The sequence below is a fragment of the Photobacterium sp. DA100 genome (assembly GCF_029223585.1).
GTDB lineage: Bacteria > Pseudomonadota > Gammaproteobacteria > Enterobacterales > Vibrionaceae > Photobacterium.
This window is the reverse complement of the sequence record NZ_CP119423.1, coordinates 2,694,966-2,712,608: the sequence shown is the minus strand read 5'-3', so window position 1 is coordinate 2,712,608 and position 17,643 is coordinate 2,694,966. Positions and strand designations below refer to the sequence as shown.

Here is a 17,643-nt window from a genome sequence, read left to right as displayed (position 1 = left end):
AATGCTAGAACTGTTGTTCCTGTTATTGCCTATTGCTGCCGCCTACGGCTGGTATATGGGTAACAGGAGCGCTAGTAACAAGCAACAAGAGCAGTCTCATCACATGTCACGCCAGTACGTGACAGGCCTGAACCTGCTGTTATCGGACCAGTCCGATAAAGCAGTGGATGTGTTTATTGAGCTGCTCCAGGTTGATAGTGAAACGATCGATACACACCTGGCTTTGGGAAATCTTTTCCGGAGCCGGGGCGAAGTTGATCGTGCGATTCGCATCCACCAAAATCTGATTGCCCGCCCAAATCTGACTATTGACCAGCGTAATCTCGCTTTGCAGCAGTTAGCCCAAGACTATATGGCGGCTGGTTTTTTTGACCGCGCCGAGAAAATCTTCGAGCAGCTGTTGGATGAACCCGACCACCGCAAAGGGGCGCTGCAGCAACTCCTGACCATTTACCAACAGACGCGAGAGTGGGAAAAAGCGATTAATATTGCTAGCCACTTGGTCAAGATGGGGAAGAGCAGGCTCAAACACGATATCGCCCATTACTGGTGTGAAATGGCGATGCTGGAGATGAGCGCGCAGAACCCGGATAAGGCCAAGCAGCTCCTCAAAAAATCGCTGTCCGCGGATAAAACCTGTGTCAGGGCCAGTATCATGCTGGCAAAGATCTTGATTGCCGAAGATGAGTTCAAATCGGCGGCCAAGCAGCTAGAGCGTGTTGCCGAGCAGGATATCGAATTCATCGGTGAAGCGCTGCCGCTGCTGCTGGAGTGCTACGAAGCGATGGACAATGAGTCCGGCTGGCTCAAGTACTTGCGCTACTGTGTAGAGCAAAAGGCAGGGTCGACCGCCGAGCTGATGCTGGCCGACGAGATTGCCAAGCGAGAAGGCCCGACGATGGCCCAGACGTTCATGACCCGTCAATTGCAGAAGAACCCAACGATGAAGGGTTTCTATCAGTTGATGGACTATCATCTGGACGAGGCCGAGGAAGGCAGGGCGAAAGACAGCTTGACGACGCTACGAGGTTTGGTTGGCGAGCAGATTAAGATTAAGCCTCACTACCGCTGCCGCCAGTGTGGCTTTGCCACCCACTCTCTCTATTGGCAGTGTCCTTCCTGTAAGGGGTGGGGTTCGATCAAGCCAATTCGCGGTTTGGACGGCGAATAAGCTGAAGTTTACATGGTTAAATTGCCATTAAAAGCCCGCTTGTAGTTCAAGTGGGCTTTTTTGTGTCAAAAGTAGGGCTTTTTAGGGCGAATTATTCAACTAGATTTTTTTTGGACTGCTTTTGACCATCGAAAAAGATGTTGAAAAATTTAGTTGGCGAATGAAACGATTGGCTGTTGGTGTTGGGTGTGGTTTTTGGCTGTTTGGTGCGGTTTGTTAATTAATGCTCGATAAAAAACTATTTTGCTGTACAATCCTGAGCGCGCTCAGCATGCTGGGCTAGTTTGACCTTATAACTAAGCAGGAGATGCCATGTTAGATCCAAAAGTAATTGTCGCTCTCGACTACCCAAGCCAAGACGAAGCACTAGCCTTTGTTGACCGGATTGAACCGGGCAGTTGCCGATTGAAAGTTGGCAAAGAGATGTTTACTTTTTTTGGCCCTGACTTTGTGCGTAAACTGCATGAGCGGGGCCATTCTGTATTCCTGGATTTGAAATTCCACGATATCCCGAATACTTGTTCCCGTGCGGTGGCTGCTGCTGCTGAGCTGGGTGTCTGGATGGTGAATGTCCACGCTAGTGGTGGCGAGCGTATGATGACCGCCTCGCGCGAAATCCTTGAGCCCTATGGCAAAGATCGTCCGCTACTTATCGGTGTAACGGTATTGACCAGTATGGAAGCGGCTGATCTTAAGGGGATTGGTATTACCGCCGAGCCGAAAGAGCATGTCTTGAACCTTGCCCGCCTGACGAAAAACAGCGGCCTTGACGGTGTGGTTTGCTCGGCCCAGGAAGCGAGTATGTTGAAAGCCGAGCTCGGGAGCGAGTTCAAGCTGGTGACGCCGGGGATCCGCCCAGCAGGTAGCGCGGCAGGCGACCAGCGCCGTGTGATGACGCCGGTTGAGGCGGTGAAAGCCGGCTCTGACTATCTGGTGATCGGACGCCCAATTACCCAGGCAGCAGATCCTGCTGCGGTACTGGCAGAAATCAACAAGACACTTGCCTAACCAGGCATCTCGCCGATAGTTTTCAGGCAGGCCCTCAACGAGGGCCTGCTTTTTTATTGTCCGGTGATATCAATTCCGTGATGCAGCAGACAGTTGCTTGCCGGGAGTCATCCTAAACTAGATTAAGGTAATCGGATTGGGAGGCCCAATGGACTCGGATTTAGCGTTAACCTCTCCCTATATCAGGCTGGCCATTGCACTTCTGCTTGGCGCAATCATAGGTATTCAACGCGGATGGGTTGAGCGCAATGAAGCAGCAGGGAGCCGGATTGCCGGGATCCGCACCTATTCGCTGGTCGGGTTGCTTGGTGGTATCTGCGGCTTGTTGGCCGAGCGCTTTTCCGAGTTGTTCCTCGGTTTGTCTTTTGCCGCACTAACCATCCTGTTGACCGTCGCCTACTCCCACCGCCTGAAATTGAAAAGGCAAACCAACCTCAGTATCACCGGCTTGGTAGGGGCGTTGCTGACCTTTCTGCTCGGGGCTCTGGCTGTGGTCGGCGAACCAGCCTTGGCGGTTTCTGCCGCGGTGATCACCGCCATCATCCTCGATAATAAACAAGAGCTGCACTCAGCGCTGCAGCGGCTGCAGGAGTATGAGCTTGATGCGGCGCTGCGACTGCTGCTGATCTCGGCGGTACTGCTGCCGTTATTGCCCAATGAGCCGATGGGACCGTGGGGAGCGATTAACCCTTACGAGATTTGGTGGATGGTGGTATTGATTGCCGGCATTTCCTTCGTTGGCTACTTCGCGATGAAAATCGGCGGGGCACAAAAAGGTATCTTGCTGACTTGTCTTTTTGCCGGGCTCAGCTCCTCGACGGCGCTGACATTGCAGTTTTCCCATCTGTCGAAGCAGCAGCCCCAGCTCAATGGGCTGCTGGCTAGTGGGATTCTGCTCAGCTGCGGCACCATGTTTCCTCGTATCTTGTTCGTGTGCTCTGTGGTCAACAGGCAATTGATTGAACTGCTGTGGTTACCTATGTTGCTGATGATGCTGGGCTTCTATGTGCCGGCCTGGTGGATATGGCAGCGAAACAAGGCGGATAGCCAGATGAATCCCGAGATGAAACAAAACCCCCTGGCGCTGACCTCGGCATTGAGTTTTGGTGTGATCTTGCTACTTATCATCCTGCTGGCCAATGGTTTGCAGGAGTGGTTCGGCGATACAGGGACACTGGTACTGGCGGCGATTTCAGGGATCACCGATGTGGATGCCATCACTCTTGCCTTGGGGCGCCAGAGTGCCGGTGGCCAGATGCTCGCGACGGCAGCGACAGGGATTTTTATTGCCGCGGCCGTGAACAGCTTGGTCAAGATGGGGATGGCGTGGTTCATCGGTGAGCCCGGGCTGCGAAAATACGTCGCCTTGCCGGTAACGGGCGCCGTGATATTGGGTGGCTTGGCGGTATTCTTGGCTTAGTCTGGAGGCCGTTTGACGAGGTGGTCTTGATAAAACAAAAAACGGGCAAGGTGCCCGTTTTTTCGTTTCACGTATTGGCAGCGCAGGCCTAGCACTCAATTTTCGGCGTTGCCCTGCTCAGGCGGGTTGTCCGGTCGTGGGATGGGGCTGAGAAGTGGCTGTCGAGCAACTTCTGGGTCAGCGCGTGCTGCGGGTTGCTGAAGACCTCACTGGTTGTGCCCTGTTCGACAATCTCACCGTGCTGCATCACGATAACTTTATCGGAGAAATGCTTGATCACCCCCATGTGCTGCGACACATAGATGTATGACAGGCCCATTTCTTCCTGCAGCTCGAGTAGCAGGTTGATGATCTGAGAGCGCATCGACATATCCAGCCCGTTGAGCGCTTCGTCGGCGACAATGATACAAGGTTGCAGGATCAAGGCCCGGGCCAGTGACACACGCTGTTTCTGGCCGGTCGCCAGCATCTGCGGGTAGAAGTAAGCGTGTTCCGGCAGCAGGCCGACACGCTTCAGGGTTTCCATGATCCGGCGCTCACGGGCCTGCGGGGTCATATTGGTGTTTCGCTTCAGCGGCCCTTCGAGGATTTTGCCGATCTGGATCCGCGGATTGAGCGAGGTGTTGGGATCCTGGAAGATCATCCTGATCAGCTTGCAGCGGGTCTGGTAATCCCGGTGAGCCAGCGGCTCGCCATTGACTCGGATAACGCCTTCGGTCGGCTCGACTACGCCCGCGAGCATTCGGGCCAAGGTGGATTTCCCCGAGCCGTTTTCCCCCATAAAGGCGATAGTCTCGCCGGCCTCCAGACTGAAGGAAACCGGCTTGACGGCCTCTATAGTACGGCGGCGGAACAAGCCTGAGCGGTAGTGGTAGTCTTTTTTCAGGTTCTCGACTTCAAGTAACGCACTCATTTGGTACTGCTCTCCATGTTCAGCGGGAAGTGGCAGCTGAACTTGTGATTCTTGATCTTTCTGCGCTTTGGCACTTCGACACATTTACGTTGGGCGTGCGGGCAGCGGGGCCCCAGCCGGCAGCCGATTGGCAAATGCTGGAGTGGGGGAATCGAGCCCGGCAGGGTTTCGAGTTTGCTCTTGTGGGCGAGCTTATCGAGGTTGAAGTCAGGCATCGCTCGCAGCAGTGCTTCGGTATAGGGGTGGTGCGGCGACTCCAGCAACTGCTGGCGGTTGGCAGACTCGACTGATTGGCCGCAGTACATCACCGTGATCCGGTCTGCCCACTGGGTTACGGTGGTCAAGTCGTGGCTGACCAGCAAAATGGTGGTGTTGCCCAGTTGGTTCATCCGGCTGAGCAGGCGGAATATCTGCGCCTGGGTGATCGGATCCAAGTCATTGGTTGGCTCATCGGCGATCAGCAGGCGAGGGCGGTTGGCGATAGCCATGGCGATCATCACTTTCTGGCATTCACCGTCGGTGAGCTCGTAGGGATAGCTTCGCATGACCCGGCGGTGCTCTTTGATCCCGACTTTGTGCAGCAGGGCAATGGCCTGCTTCTGGCGCCAGTGGAAACGCTGCCAGAAGTAACCGTCGAAAGACGATGACGGGATCGCTTCTTCTAGCTGCTCGCCGACTTTCTCTGACGGATCCAAACACGAGGACGGCTCCTGAAAAATCATTGCGATCTCGCGGCCAACCACCCGTCGTCTTTCGCGCGGCGTCAGGGTCAGCAGATCGATATCCCCGAGGCGGAGGCGATCGGCACTGACACGCCAGTTGCTCTTGGTCACGCCGGCAATGGCTTTGGCGACCAAGCTCTTACCCGAGCCGGATTCACCTACCAGGCCGCGGATCTCGCCCTCGTTAATAGTCAGGCTCATGCGGTCAACCGCTTTCACCATGCCTTGTGGCGTATCGATTTCAATGGTCAGGTTACGAATATCTAATAGTGGCATCAGTCAATCCCCGCATTAATAGCTTGGCGGAGTCCTTCCCCTACTAAGTTTACTACCAATACACTGAACGTAATGGCCAGCCCCGGCAAGGTGACTGTCCACGGCGCTAGGTAGATAAGTTCGATGGAATCGCCCAGCATCGCCCCCCATTCAGGCATCGGTGCCTGGGCACCAAGGCCAAGGAAGCCGAGGGCGGCAATATCGAGAATGGCAATTGAAATTGCTCGGGTAAACTCGTTGGTGAGCACCGTTAGGATATTGGGCAGGATCGAGTTATACAGCAGGTAGAAGTTGTTGGCACCATCGAGGCGTGCCGCCATGATGTAGTCTTTCTCTACCTCGTTGTGCACTGCGGTATACACCGCACGGATAAAGCGCGGGATCAGCGCCAGCCAAATGGCCAGCAGGATATTGGTTTCGCCTGGTCCCATGTAAGCCACGACGATGATCGCCAGGAGCAGTGACGGGATCGAGAGTACCGTGTCCAGCACGTGGTTGAGGAAGCTGGATTTCAGGCCTTGGGTCATCCCTGCCAGAACCCCGATCAGGATCCCGATTGTCGCCGAGGCGAGGGCAACTAATACCGCGTAGCCAAAAGTGAGGCGGGTACCGAGCAACAGGCGGCTGAGCATATCACGGCCGAGATCATCGGTGCCAAAGAAGTATTCCACCTTGCCTGCGGTATCCCACGACGGTGGCATCAGCAGTTCGCCGACCTGGCCGAAGACATCATAAGGTGCCAGCCAAGGTGCCAGCAGGGTGACCAGAATAAGGAAAGACAGGCACCACAGACCGAACATCGCCAGGGAGTTGTTTCTGAAGTTCTGCCATGCCCGCTCCAGCTGGGTCGGGATCTTGGTCTCCTGGTAGATGTTATTTGATAGCATACCATTCCTTCCTTACCAGAGGGTTGACAAAGGCACCGGTCAGATCAGACAGGATGTTGGCAATCAGGATAAAGCTGCCCACAGTGATCACACCGGCCTGGATCGCGACATAGTCCTGGGCCGAAATGGCATCGAGCAACCAGCGGCCGATCCCCGGCCAGTTGAAAATCGACTCGGTCAGCATGGCAAAGGTCATCATGGTCGAGAACTGCATGCCAAGCTTCGGAATAATTGGCGGAATGGCATTTCTCAGAATATGGCGGGTGATGATTTCGAACATCGACAGGCCCTTGGTCTGGGCGACCTTGATGAAATTTTGATCCATGACATCCGACACCGATGCGCGGGTTAGCCGGATGACTTCAGTGGTCGGCGCCATTGCCAGCACCACGGTTGGTAGCACAAGGTGCCTGATCGTATCCATCAGGGCTTCCGCGCGGTATGGCTTGTCAGACAGCATCACATCAACCAGGGCAATGCCGGTGACGTGATCAATTTCGTACAGCAAGCTGTATCGGCCTGAAACGGGCAGCCAGCCTAATTCCAATGAAAACAGCATGATAAGTAGCATCGCCAGCCAAAATAGCGGAATAGAGTACCCTACCAGGGTGATCGACGAGATAGCGGTGTCGATGAATTTACCGCGTTTAACCCCGGCCAGCGTACCGATTGGAATACCGATCAGCAGCGATAGCACAAAGGCAAAGAAGCTAAGCTCAAGGGTGGCCGGGAAAACGGCTATGACCTCATGGACGATGGGATCGCCCTGCAGGTTCAATCCCAAGTGGCCCGACATCAGGTTATCGAGATAGATCGCCCAACCCGACCAGAATGGCTGGCTACTCCACAGCGACGTGCCGTCGAGGCGTAAGATACTGTAACCGATCAAGGTCAGGATCAGCAGGGTGATTAGAAAAAGGTTCAGCCTACGGATGGTATAGATAAACATATTAGATCTCGCTCCGGAATACTGTCGAGAAGGAGCGGGTGCCAAATGGACTCATCTGCAGCCCCTGCAGCGATTTGTGATGGACCTGGAAATGGACGCCATGGGCCAACGGTACAATCGGTACCTCCGTATCTAAGATATCTTGGGCCAGGTGGTAGTAATTGAGCCGCTGGTTGAGTTTAGGGGTGCGAGAAGCCAGCTCGAGCAGGTTGTCAAAGCTGAGGTTGCACCAGTTCGCCACATTGAGGCCGGCTTGCTTGGCATCGCAAGAGAGCAGTGGCCGAAGGAAATTGTCCGGATCGCCATTATCGGCAACCCAGCCGGTCAAGATCAAATCACTGTTGAATTTGTCAATGGCACTAAAGCGGCTCACCGTATCTTGGGTGATGATGTCGACTTTCACCCCGACCGCGTTGAGATCGGCCTGGATCAGCTCAGCAGTCTTGCGCGGGCTTGGGTTGTAGGGGCGTGGCTCCAGCGGTACCCACAAGGTCAGGGCCAGGTTCTTGTCGTAGCCGGCTTCCTTGAGCAGGGCAAGGGCTTTAGCCGGATCGTAGTCCAGTGCCTGGCTGCCGTGGTTATAGGCCCATGACATCGGCGGTAGGATACTGCGGGCCTTGGTGCCGGTTCCGTAGTAAACCGAATTGAGCAGGTTCTCGCGGTTGATGGCATGGTTTATCGCCTTGCGAACGCGAATGTCGCTCAATTCTGGCTGGTTGTTGTCCAGCGCCAAGAAGGCCACATTCATGCCGGTTTGGGCGTTGAGGCTGAAATCTTCGTCGGCGCTGATGATCGGAAGCTGGCTGGCAACCGGAGACGACAGCACATCACACTCGTGGCTCAGGAGCTTGGCCAGCGTTCCCGTGCCGCGGCTGGCAATGTCAAACACCACTTGCTCCATTGGTGCCGCTCCCAGCCAGTATCCTTCATGGCGATTAAGCCTGACAAAGTCATTGGCCTGGTAGCTGTCGAGGTAAAACGGCCCGGTACCGACCGGTAAGGAATCGAGCTGATCGGGTTTACCGGCACGCAGTGTTTGCTCGGCATATTCCTGCGAGTGGATCACCGCGTAGGTGGTCGCCAGGTTGGCCAAAAAGGCATTGTCAGGCCGGCTGAGGATAAATTTCACCGTGAGGGGGGCGACCACTTGGATGTCTTCAATCAGGTTAGCAAAGCCCTGGCTGTCAAACCATGGGTAGCGACCGCCGGAAACGGCATGGAAAGGATGGTCAGACTGGATGACTCGCTTAAAGCTAAACACCACATCCTGTGCATTAAACTGGCGCGTAGGTTTAAACCAATCGGTGGTCTGGAACTCGATGCCTTCCCGCAGGACGAAAGTGTAGGCCAAGCCATCGTTACTGATGTTCCAGCTTTTGGCCAGTGACGGCAGGGGCTGGTGGCTAACCGGGTCAAGCAGTAACAGGCGATCGAACAGTTGCGCAGCCAAGGTATCAGCCGTTAATCCACCATCGATTAATTGTGGGTTAAAGGTTGTTGGCTTATCTTGTCCGCAATAGACGAAGCCTTGGCTGCGAATATTGCTATCCTGCTGTGGGTCATCACTACAGCCAACCAGGCCGGCAAGGCTGACGCACACAAGCAAAAGACGAGTATAGGCGCTCATAGAATAAGGGATTTTTTTGGAAACAAGATTATAAATTTACCACTATCCCACTCCGCCACCAAGTCACCTCATTAAAATACCTGTGATTTATGGGTTCTTTATGAGCAAAAACCGTACAAACTCACTCATTTCCGACCAACTGGTACTTGCGCAGTAGGCCCCTAAGTTGATGGTAGCTCAAGCCGAGTAACTCAGCCGCTTTGCGCTGATTGAACTGGGCTTGTTCCAGGGCCAGTCGCAGCATGGCAACTTCCTGATCTTGCTGCCATTGGCGGAAGTCGATGGGCAACCCCCACTGCTCGCGGCTGCTGTCGTTGGCCGGGGGGACCTCAAGTTGAGGCGCCGTGGTGTCGATGAGATTTGCCTCATCCTGCAACCAAGGTGGCCTGAACGGGTCAATGATGATGGTGTCGACCGGGACATCTTCGAGACCATGGCGAAAAACCGAGCGTTCCACCACGTTTTTGAGTTCGCGGATATTGCCGGGCCACCGGTAGGCCTGCAGTTGTTGCCGGGCATGCTGGCTAAAGCCGGCAAAAAAGGCGAAGTTGAGCTCACGGCACATTTTCACGGCGTAGTATTCGGCCAGAGGGAGGATATCTTCTTGGCGCTCGCGCAAGGGCGGAAGATGGATGATGTCGAAGGCGAGCCGGTCGAGCAAATCGGCACGGAACTTACCGTCCGCCGCCAGTTGCGGCAGGTTCTCGTTGGTGGCACAGATCAGGCGGACATTGGCCTGGCAGGTTCTGCTGCCACCGACACGTTCGTACTCGCCGTATTCAATGACCCGGAGTAGCTTTTCCTGTACCCCCATGGGAGCTGTTGCCAGCTCGTCGAGAAACAGGGTGCCGTTCTCGGCTCGTTCGAATCGGCCTTGGTGCCTGCCCTTGGCACCGGTAAAGGAGCCGGCTTCGTGGCCGAAGAGTTCAGAGTCGATAACCCCTTCGCTCAGTGCCGCACAGTTTAGCGAGATCAGCGGCTGGTCCCAGCGGCGGGAGAGGTAGTGCAGGCGCTGGGCAATCAGCTCTTTCCCGGTGCCTCGCTCGCCGATGATCAGGATAGGGCGGTCCAGCGGGGCAAGGCGCGAGGTTTGATCCAGTACCGTGAGGAACGCCTCAGACTCGCCGATCAGGTTATCTGTTTTGCGCATGGTTAATCTCGCTAATAGTTGGCGTAATTACTTACACCTTAGCAGGCAATCTATGAAGGTGTAAAGCTAAGTGCATGATATGTAAAAGACTAAAAGTTGGCATGCATGTTGATATGACTAGGATAGAGCGGTTCTATGGTACTAAGGCCCGATGGGACATTATCATTACGGGTAACTTCTGAATTGACGGTTAACCAGGAAATGAAAGCCTGCTGACAGGACCACAGGACCACAGGACCACAGGACCACAGGACCACAGGACCACAGGACCACAGGACCATATTTATTTTAGGAGATAATTACTATGGGCATTTTTTCTCGCTTTGCCGACATTGTTAACGCCAACGTCAATTCCTTGCTGGATAAGGCCGAGGATCCGCAAAAAATGATCCGTCTTATCATCCAGGAGATGGAAGATACGCTGGTTGAAGTCCGAACCTCTTCTGCTCGCGCCCTGGCTGACAAAAAAGAGCTGCAGCGCCGCATCCAGGCCATTGAGTCCCAGAGCCGTGATTGGCAGGAAAAAGCCAGTCTGGCGATTCAGAAAGGCCGTGAAGATCTCGCTCGTGCAGCGCTGATTGAAAAGCAGAAGCTCAATGATGTCGCATTGACCTTGCACGAAGAGTACAAGCTGGTGGAGGAAACCATCGAAAAACTGGCTGCCGAAGTGGCTGAGCTAGAGCGTAAGCTGCAAGAAACCCGTGCTCGCCAGCAGGCACTGGTAATGCGCCACAAGGCTGCGGATACCCGTCGTGACGTACGCCGTCAATTGGATACGGGTAAAGTCGACGAGGCTCTGTCGAAGTTTGAACAATACGAGCGCCGGATCGACGAAATGGAAGCGGAGGCGGACAGCTACAGTATTGGGCGCGGCAAGAACCTGCACGAAGAGTTTGCTGACTTGCAGGCGCAGGACGAAATTGAAAAAGAGCTTGAGCGCATGAAAGCCAACCTCAAGGACAAAGAGTAATTCACCTTAACGGGAGTTGGTTGTTATGATGGCAGTGGCGATTGTGACGATCTAAAGAATTGAATCTGCGCGAATTTAAGGAGATAAATAATGTCTATGGGGTTTATTGTTGGGCCGTTAGTCGTATTCATGATCTTTGTTGCCCCGCTGTGGTTGATCCTCCACTATCGAAGCAAGAAGCATGCAAGTGAAGGGCTGTCTGGTGAAGACCAGCAGAAACTGCAGGAGCTGGTGGCTCGCGCAGAGCAGATGCAAGAGCGGATCGTGACCCTAGAGCGTATTCTCGATGCGGAAGTCCCGCAGTGGAGGCGCAAATTATGAATAAGACCCTCTACCGCGACCCGAAGAACGGCAAGTTGGGTGGCGTTTGTGCCGGGGTTGCCGAATACTTTGGTATGGAAATCTGGTTGGTGAGGATCCTCACTGTGTCAGCGTTCTTACTCGGGGTGGGCTTCGTTGTCACCTTGGCTTATGTGGCCGCTTGGCTGATCCTCGACAAGATGCCCGAGGAACGGATCCAGCAGCAGACGATTTTCCGCGAGCACCAGGTCAAGCAAAAGCCTTGGCAGGCTGGCAAACCCGCCGGTCAAATCCTTCAAAATGTCGAAAGCGAGCTCGACAAGATGGAGCAGGAGCTGCGAGACATGGAGGCCTATGTCACCTCCTCCGCTTTCAAGGTCGACCGCGAATTTCGCAATCTGTAACGGTCGAGTACGCAGAAAAGCAGGCTATTGCCTGCTTTTCTTTTTCAGGCCGACCCAATGCAAGGTTAACGAGGTGATTCATCAAGGGTTAATCGGCAGGCCTGTATAGTCCGGGGCATGGTTTCTCTGGATTTTTTAGGGGCTTTGGGAAGCGACCCGCCTCGCGCTGTGAATGTATTTTTCAGGAAAGTTTATGAATCGATTTAGCAATGAGCTGAACAAACTGGTGAACCGGAGTTTAGACCGCCATGTCCGTTTGGCGGTGACGGGCCTGTCCCGGGCGGGGAAGACCGCTTTCATTACTTCGCTGGTTAATCAACTTATGCATGTGAGTACTAACCCTCGGTTGCCGCTTTTTACCGCCGTCAGGGACGGCCAGTTACTGGGTGCCAAGCGGGTGCCGCAAATTGACATGCATGTCCCCAAGTTTGCCTACGAAGAAGGGATGACGGCGCTGCTGTCGCAGCCGCCCTGCTGGCCCGAGCCGACGAGGGATGTCAGCCAGACCCGGCTGGCACTGCGCTACAAGCCCCAGCGGGGGCCAATGAAACTGTTGCAAGATACCGCAACCTTGTACCTGGACATTGTGGATTACCCCGGCGAGTGGCTGCTGGACTTGCCGCTGCTAGAGCTGGACTTCATGGCGTGGTCGCGCCAGCAGGCCCAGATCCTGAAAGGTAAGCGCCTGGAGCTGGCATCAGAATGGCTGGCGATGGCCGAGTCGTTTGATCCACTGGCCCCGGCTGACGAGGCATTGATTGAGCAGATCTCGGCCCGTTTTACCGAGTACTTGTACAAGTGCAAGGCGGAAGGCGGGCTGCACTGGGTGCAGCCGGGGCGTTTCGTCCTGCCGGGTGAGCTGGCCGGGGCGCCGGTATTGCAGTTTTTCCCTATGGTCTGGCTTGAGAAAATGACCGAGCAGCAGTGGAGTGATGCCAGTGAGGAAACCAACCTTGGCATGCTCAGGAGCCGTTACCGCTATTACCAGCAGCATGTGGTGAAAGCGTTCTACAAGGAACATTTCTCCAAGTTCGACCGCCAGATCATCTTGGTCGATTGCCTGCAGCCGCTCAATGCCGGGCCGGAGTCTTTCAATGATATGCGCCAGGCGCTCGATCAACTGATGCAAAGTTTCCGTTACGGCCGAAGTTCAATGCTGAGGCGTTTGTTCTCGCCGCGGATCGACAAGGTCTTGTTTGCGGCGACCAAGGCCGATCATGTCACGCCGGAACAGCACCCCAATTTGGTCAGCTTGCTCCAGCAGCTGGTGAATGAGGCATGGCAGACCGCCTCGTTTGAGGGGATCAAGATGGACTGTGTCAGCCTGTCCTCGATCCAGGCGACCGAGCCGGGTTTTGTCGACTACCAAGGCCGCCAGGTCCCGGCGCTGCGGGGGCATCAGATCGGTGGTGGGGCCAAGACCCTGTTTCCCGGTGAAGTACCGCGCCGGTTGCCGAGTGATACCTTCTGGCAGCAGTCGGGCTTTGATTTTATGAATTTTCGCCCGCTCGAAATGCAGAGCGACGAGCCATTGCCCCATATCCGGATGGATAAGGCGATGGAATACTTGTTAGGGGACAAATTACGATGAGTGAGCCGCTGAAAAGTAAAATTGTTTTTGACGAGCCCGCCAAACGCGAACCGGCTGGCGGCGAGGTCGAGTTGACCTCCCAGATGCAGTTTGCCGAGCAGGAGAAGAGCTTCTTGCCCGAGGCGGCGGACAATGAACAGTCGGACGTTGAAGAAGAGCTGGCCAGAGCCCTCAGGGGCAGGCCCAAACGCCGTACAGGCTGGCTCAAAGGACTCCTGGTTGGCGGCGCAGCCATGGTGGGGTGGCAAACGATCGACTATGTTGTTACGGCCTATCAGGGCGGTGACTGGCTTGCCCTGGGCTGGAGCGTGATTGTGGCCGGTATCGCCGCCGCGGGGATCACCGCGCTGGGGCGAGAACTACTGAGTTTGCGCCGGCTAAAGCAGCGCCAGAGCGAGCGGGAGCAGGCACAGGCCTTGCTTGAGGCCGATGGCATCGGCCAAGCCAAGGCCTTCTGTACCCGGCTGGCGAAGCAAGGCAAGGTGATGGACGAGCATGCCGGTTACGACAAGTGGCTGCAGTCTCTGGCCGCTACCCATAACGATCGCGAAGTCATGCAGCTCTATGATCGCATGGTGCTGGGCCAGCAAGATAAGTTGGCGCGACAGCTGGTGGCCAAATATGCCAGCGAGGCGGCGGTGATGGTCGCACTCAGCCCGTTAGCCTTGGCTGACATGCTACTGGTGGCCTGGCGTAATTTCCGGCTTATTGACCAGATCTCCAAGGTGTACGGGGTCGAGCTGGGCTACTGGTCACGCATCAAACTGGTCAAACTGGTGCTGGCCAACATGGCGATCGCCGGGGCCAGTGAAGTGATCGCCGATAGCGGTATGGATATGCTGTCGATGGACTTGGCTGGCCGGGTGTCGACCCGGGTGGCGCAAGGGGTCGGTGTCGGCCTGCTAACCGGCCGATTGGGACTCAAGGCTATCAGTTTGATGCGCCCGTTACCGTGGCAGCCAGAGCAACAACCCAAGTTGAGTGAAATTCGCAAGGACCTGCTTAGCCGGCTGACCCATAAAGACCGTCGGGACTGAGTTTTTCCACACCATGAAGGCCCGTTTAGGGCCTTTCTTTTCTCTTTACTAAGCCGTATTCCTTTTCCGAAGAGTGTATTCATTACGCCGATTTTTGGTTGCCGGTGGATTGATAGTGCGCAACCTCTCAGGTATGGGTGTCAATGACTTGACTCCAATACGGGGAAGGCGCAAACTTCTTGTGTCAACAATTCCTGACACCTTGGAAGATAAGAAATATGAGGCTACAAGTCTTTTGTGAAGACCGACTTGGCATGACCCGAGAGCTGCTGGATATCCTTGCGAGCCGGCAGATTGACTTGCGGGGCATTGAAATTGACCGGGTTGGGATTATTTACCTGAATTGCCCTGAAGTTGAGTTCGAGCAGTTCAGTCAGTTGATGTCGCAGATCCGCCAGCTGGATGGTGTGACAGATGTCAGAAAGATCCAGTTCATGCCGAGTGAGCGTGAACACAAAGAACTGAAAGCATTGCTGGAAGCCTTACCTGATCCGTTTTTCTCTATTAGCTTGCAAGGCAAGATCGATCTCGCCAATGATGCCGCTGAGGTACTGCTCGGCAAGAGCAGAGAAGATATTGTCGGCGAGCATATTCAGACTTTTGTCGGTTTCAATATTCACCATTGGCTTGAAAAAGACAATGCTAGCCGCCGCAGTGAGTTGGTGGTGCTGTCCGGCCTCGATTACATGATGGAAATCATGCCGGTGTATGTGACCGACGAGACGGAGGAGCAGGTACTGGCCAGTGCGGTTATCCTGCTCAAGTCTCTGTCCGAGGCCAAAATGCCGCTGGCGATGCGTCAGCTCAGCGGTGACAATGGCTTTGAGCATCTTGTTGGCCAGTCTTCCCGCTTCAAGCAATTGGTGTCCCAGGCCAAGAAGCTGGCGATGCTGGATGCGCCTTTGCTGATCCAGGGCGAAACCGGTACCGGCAAAGAAATGCTGGCCCGGGCCTGCCACCAGCGCTCGCTGCGCCGCGACAACCCATTCCTGCTGGTCAACTGCATGTCGATGCCGGACAATGCTGCCGAAACGGAGCTGTTCGGCATGGCCGCAACCGCAACCGAACCGGGTAAGAAAGGGATTTTCGAACAGGCCGATGGCGGTATCGCCTTCTTGTACGAAGTGGGTGAAATGTCGGAGCACCTGCAGATCAAACTGCTTCGTTTCCTGCAAGACGGTACCTTCCGCCGCGTCGGCGAAGAGAAAGAGATGAAGGTGGATGTCAGGGTGATCTGTTCGACCCAGAAGAAACTGCCAGAGCTGGTCGCGACCGGGCAGTTCCGGGAAGACTTGTACTATCGCCTCAATGTCTTGTCTCTGACCGTGCCGCCGCTGCGTGAGAGAACCGCCGATATCGTGCCGCTGGCGGATTTGTTCCTGAGCCAGTTTGCCCAGGAGTTGCAGCAGCCCAAGCCGTCTATCTCGGCCGAGGTCGCCCAGTACCTGAGCCAGTATGCGTGGCCGGGCAACATTCGCCAGCTGCGCAATGTGTTGTTCCGCGCCATGACACAGCTGGAAGGGACGGAAATCAGCGTCAACGATGTCCAGCTGCCGGAAAACGAGTCGGCCACGGTGATCAGCGAGGAGACCCTCGATGGCTCGCTCGACGAAATCATGAAGCGCTATGAGTCAGGTATTCTCAATAGCCTCTACCGGAGCTACCCGTCGACGCGCAAGCTGGCGAAACGGCTCGGCGTATCTCACACTGCTGTGGCCAACAAGTTACGTGAGTATGGGATTGGAAAACATTAAGTTCCCAATTAGCGACGGTGACTTACATTAATGCCAATGCCCGATGAATTTCATCGGGCGTTTTGTTTCCAGCGGATCCTAGATAAAGCAGTTCCTAGATCCTAGAAAGAGCTAATCATCTTAGCCATTAGTGAAAATCTGTATCTCGGAACTAGGATCCAGAAACTTGCCCCTTAACTCTTTCACTTCAACAACGTCAACTTCCCCTGCTCGAGCTCCCTGAGCTGGCAGATGAGATCTTGGCCGTAGCGGCAGCTCTGCTGGGCCTCGACCTCGGTTGCGACGCGGTGGCACGGGATAATAATCGGGATTGGGTTGACGTTCTTAGCCATGCCGATAGCAAGGATTGCGGTGGAATGCGCAATGTGGGCGGCTATTTGTTGGTAGGAGCGGTGGCTGTTGTAGGGGATTTCGCTGATGGCTTGCCAAACTTGCTGCTGGAAGTCGGTACCGGGAGGAGCGAGGGGGATGGTGAACTGTTTTCTTTTCCCGTCGAGGTATTCGGCCAGCTGGGTGATGTAAGTGGCCATGAATGCTGGATCGTGCTCCCAATGGCTGTCTGGGGTAAATCCGCCACTGGCGATGGTCAGTTGTCGTAACCCCTTTTCGTCTGCTAATAAGTATATCTTTCCCAATACCGTATCAAGGTAGTCGTAATACATAATCATCACTGTGTTGGTTAAGGTCAAGCGCGGCGCGGCTATCACAATGATAGCTCAAACATGCGGGCAAATCTTTGTCCTGAAATAAGTTTACCTTGAGGGTGTATTCATCGCCCGCGGGCTGTGCTAACGTTTCAACATCGTATGTAGCATAAGGATGATGTGCTGTTGTTTCATTCTATTATCAGCCGAGCGACCTCGATCAATATTGGTGACGCGACGGTTAGGCTTATTACCACTAAAGATGTTGCGGCCATAACCGCATACTATCAGCGCAACCGGGCCTTCTTGCAGCCTTGGGAGCCGCTGCGCGAGGAAGCCTTCTTCACCGAAACTGGTTGGCAGCGGCGACTGGAGCAGCTGATGCAGCTGCATAAGCATAAAATGGCTTACTACTTTGTTATCCAGCAACATGGCAGTGACGAGATATGCGGGGTGGTCAATTACAGCAACCTCGTCCGCCATCCTTTCCATGCCTGCCATGTTGGCTACTCGCTGGATCAGGACTGCCAGGGGAAGGGTCTGATGAGCCGGGCGCTGGCTGCGACCAATGACTGGATGTTCGAGGATCAGTCCTTCCACCGGATCATGGCGGCCTATATGCCCCGCAATGCCAAGAGTGCGGCGGTATTGAAGAAATGCGGTTATGTGATTGAGGGGGAGGCGAGGGATTACTTGCTGATCAACGGTAAATGGGAAGACCACATACTGACATCCCGGCTCAATGCTGACTGGACCATCCCGGTGTAGATCCCGCCGACTGCATGCATCAAAGAAAAAACGAGAGCCAGGTGGCTCTCGT

Annotated in this window: 17 protein-coding genes; 10 read left to right on the top strand and 7 right to left on the bottom strand. The window is 54.8% G+C overall.

The features are described from left to right. The first annotated feature begins 1 nt into the window (after nt 1). The 3 genes from lapB (at nt 2) to PTW35_RS12400 (ending at nt 3,599) form a co-directional block, all read left to right on the top strand. Nucleotides 2–1,171, top strand: a complete 1,170-nt coding sequence (lapB, locus tag PTW35_RS12410; RefSeq protein ID WP_281025251.1) for a lipopolysaccharide assembly protein LapB — start codon at nt 2–4, stop codon at nt 1,169–1,171. A gap of 312 nt (nt 1,172–1,483) precedes the next feature. Beyond that, complete coding sequence (pyrF, locus tag PTW35_RS12405) at nt 1,484–2,179, top strand: orotidine-5'-phosphate decarboxylase (protein WP_281025250.1); 696 nt, start codon at nt 1,484–1,486, stop codon at nt 2,177–2,179. A gap of 148 nt (nt 2,180–2,327) precedes the next feature. Beyond that, the gene (locus PTW35_RS12400) at nt 2,328–3,599 is read left to right on the top strand and encodes an MgtC/SapB family protein (RefSeq protein WP_281025249.1); all 1,272 of its coding nucleotides are present in this window, start codon (nt 2,328–2,330) and stop codon (nt 3,597–3,599) included. An 88-nt stretch (nt 3,600–3,687) separates the two neighbouring features. On the opposite strand, the gene PTW35_RS12395 is transcribed toward PTW35_RS12400, so the two are convergent. The 6 genes from PTW35_RS12395 to pspF all read right to left on the bottom strand — a co-directional run bounded on the left by PTW35_RS12395 (nt 3,688) and on the right by pspF (nt 10,123). After that, the gene (locus PTW35_RS12395; protein ID WP_039468030.1) at nt 3,688–4,512 is read right to left on the bottom strand and encodes an ABC transporter ATP-binding protein; all 825 of its coding nucleotides are present in this window, start codon (nt 4,510–4,512) and stop codon (nt 3,688–3,690) included. Beyond that, nucleotides 4,509–5,510, bottom strand: coding sequence for an oligopeptide/dipeptide ABC transporter ATP-binding protein (locus PTW35_RS12390; protein WP_044623839.1), 1,002 nt, complete (start codon nt 5,508–5,510; stop codon nt 4,509–4,511). Before PTW35_RS12390 ends, PTW35_RS12395 begins: the two co-directional genes overlap by 4 nt. Continuing rightward, nucleotides 5,510–6,397 (bottom strand): putrescine export ABC transporter permease SapC, encoded by an 888-nt coding sequence (gene sapC / locus PTW35_RS12385; RefSeq protein ID WP_281025248.1) that lies wholly within the window; start codon nt 6,395–6,397, stop codon nt 5,510–5,512. The genes PTW35_RS12390 and sapC overlap by 1 nt, the downstream gene beginning before the upstream one ends. Beyond that, complete coding sequence (locus PTW35_RS12380) at nt 6,384–7,346, bottom strand: ABC transporter permease subunit (RefSeq protein ID WP_281025247.1); 963 nt, start codon at nt 7,344–7,346, stop codon at nt 6,384–6,386. Before PTW35_RS12380 ends, sapC begins: the two co-directional genes overlap by 14 nt. A gap of 1 nt (nt 7,347) precedes the next feature. After that, a complete protein-coding gene (gene sapA / locus PTW35_RS12375; RefSeq protein WP_281025246.1) occupies nt 7,348–8,973 on the bottom strand; it encodes an ABC transporter substrate-binding protein SapA in 1,626 nt (541 codons plus the stop codon). Nucleotides 8,974–9,094: 121 nt separating this feature from the next. Beyond that, complete coding sequence (pspF, locus tag PTW35_RS12370) at nt 9,095–10,123, bottom strand: phage shock protein operon transcriptional activator (RefSeq protein ID WP_281025245.1); 1,029 nt, start codon at nt 10,121–10,123, stop codon at nt 9,095–9,097. Between the two features lie 304 nt (nt 10,124–10,427). Here pspF and pspA point away from each other — a divergent pair, with 304 nt between their 5' ends. The 6 genes from pspA (at nt 10,428) to tyrR (ending at nt 16,179) form a co-directional block, all read left to right on the top strand. After that, the gene (pspA, locus tag PTW35_RS12365; RefSeq protein WP_039465757.1) at nt 10,428–11,093 is read left to right on the top strand and encodes a phage shock protein PspA; all 666 of its coding nucleotides are present in this window, start codon (nt 10,428–10,430) and stop codon (nt 11,091–11,093) included. A gap of 90 nt (nt 11,094–11,183) precedes the next feature. After that, nucleotides 11,184–11,414: an envelope stress response membrane protein PspB gene (gene pspB / locus PTW35_RS12360; RefSeq protein WP_044623834.1), complete on the top strand. Its 231-nt coding sequence runs from the start codon at nt 11,184–11,186 to the stop codon at nt 11,412–11,414. Then, on the top strand, nt 11,411–11,797 hold the full coding sequence (pspC, locus tag PTW35_RS12355) for an envelope stress response membrane protein PspC (protein ID WP_281025244.1): 387 nt from the start codon (nt 11,411–11,413) through the stop codon (nt 11,795–11,797). Before pspB ends, pspC begins: the two co-directional genes overlap by 4 nt. Nucleotides 11,798–11,990: 193 nt before the next feature. Then, nucleotides 11,991–13,388, top strand: coding sequence for a YcjX family protein (locus PTW35_RS12350; protein WP_281025243.1), 1,398 nt, complete (start codon nt 11,991–11,993; stop codon nt 13,386–13,388). Then, entirely contained in the window at nt 13,385–14,425 is a 1,041-nt protein-coding gene (locus PTW35_RS12345; RefSeq protein WP_281025242.1) for a TIGR01620 family protein, read from the top strand. The genes PTW35_RS12350 and PTW35_RS12345 overlap by 4 nt, the downstream gene beginning before the upstream one ends. Before the next feature lie 218 nt (nt 14,426–14,643). After that, on the top strand, nt 14,644–16,179 hold the full coding sequence (gene tyrR / locus PTW35_RS12340; protein WP_281025241.1) for a transcriptional regulator TyrR: 1,536 nt from the start codon (nt 14,644–14,646) through the stop codon (nt 16,177–16,179). 182 nt (nt 16,180–16,361) lie between these two features. Here the strand turns inward: tyrR and PTW35_RS12335 are convergent, their stop codons facing one another. Then, on the bottom strand, nt 16,362–16,841 hold the full coding sequence (locus tag PTW35_RS12335; RefSeq protein WP_281025240.1) for a methylated-DNA--[protein]-cysteine S-methyltransferase: 480 nt from the start codon (nt 16,839–16,841) through the stop codon (nt 16,362–16,364). 168 nt (nt 16,842–17,009) lie between these two features. Between PTW35_RS12335 and rimJ the strand changes: the two genes are divergently transcribed. Continuing rightward, entirely contained in the window at nt 17,010–17,591 is a 582-nt protein-coding gene (rimJ, locus tag PTW35_RS12330; protein WP_281025239.1) for a ribosomal protein S5-alanine N-acetyltransferase, read from the top strand. Nucleotides 17,592–17,643 lie beyond the last annotated feature (52 nt).

Bases quoted from the DNA above. Each gene is read 5' to 3' on its own strand.
- lapB (WP_281025251.1), top strand. From the start codon at position 2: ATGCTAGAACTGTTGTTCCTGTTATTGCCTATTGCTGCCGCCTACGGC.
- pyrF (WP_281025250.1), top strand. From the start codon at position 1,484: ATGTTAGATCCAAAAGTAATTGTCGCTCTCGACTACCCAAGCCAAGAC.
- PTW35_RS12400 (WP_281025249.1), top strand. From the start codon at position 2,328: ATGGACTCGGATTTAGCGTTAACCTCTCCCTATATCAGGCTGGCCATT.
- PTW35_RS12395 (WP_039468030.1), bottom strand. From the start codon at position 4,512: ATGAGTGCGTTACTTGAAGTCGAGAACCTGAAAAAAGACTACCACTAC.
- PTW35_RS12390 (WP_044623839.1), bottom strand. From the start codon at position 5,510: ATGCCACTATTAGATATTCGTAACCTGACCATTGAAATCGATACGCCA.
- sapC (WP_281025248.1), bottom strand. From the start codon at position 6,397: ATGCTATCAAATAACATCTACCAGGAGACCAAGATCCCGACCCAGCTG.
- PTW35_RS12380 (WP_281025247.1), bottom strand. From the start codon at position 7,346: ATGTTTATCTATACCATCCGTAGGCTGAACCTTTTTCTAATCACCCTG.
- sapA (WP_281025246.1), bottom strand. From the start codon at position 8,973: ATGAGCGCCTATACTCGTCTTTTGCTTGTGTGCGTCAGCCTTGCCGGC.
- pspF (WP_281025245.1), bottom strand. From the start codon at position 10,123: ATGCGCAAAACAGATAACCTGATCGGCGAGTCTGAGGCGTTCCTCACG.
- pspA (WP_039465757.1), top strand. From the start codon at position 10,428: ATGGGCATTTTTTCTCGCTTTGCCGACATTGTTAACGCCAACGTCAAT.
- pspB (WP_044623834.1), top strand. From the start codon at position 11,184: ATGTCTATGGGGTTTATTGTTGGGCCGTTAGTCGTATTCATGATCTTT.
- pspC (WP_281025244.1), top strand. From the start codon at position 11,411: ATGAATAAGACCCTCTACCGCGACCCGAAGAACGGCAAGTTGGGTGGC.
- PTW35_RS12350 (WP_281025243.1), top strand. From the start codon at position 11,991: ATGAATCGATTTAGCAATGAGCTGAACAAACTGGTGAACCGGAGTTTA.
- PTW35_RS12345 (WP_281025242.1), top strand. From the start codon at position 13,385: ATGAGTGAGCCGCTGAAAAGTAAAATTGTTTTTGACGAGCCCGCCAAA.
- tyrR (WP_281025241.1), top strand. From the start codon at position 14,644: ATGAGGCTACAAGTCTTTTGTGAAGACCGACTTGGCATGACCCGAGAG.
- PTW35_RS12335 (WP_281025240.1), bottom strand. From the start codon at position 16,841: ATGTATTACGACTACCTTGATACGGTATTGGGAAAGATATACTTATTA.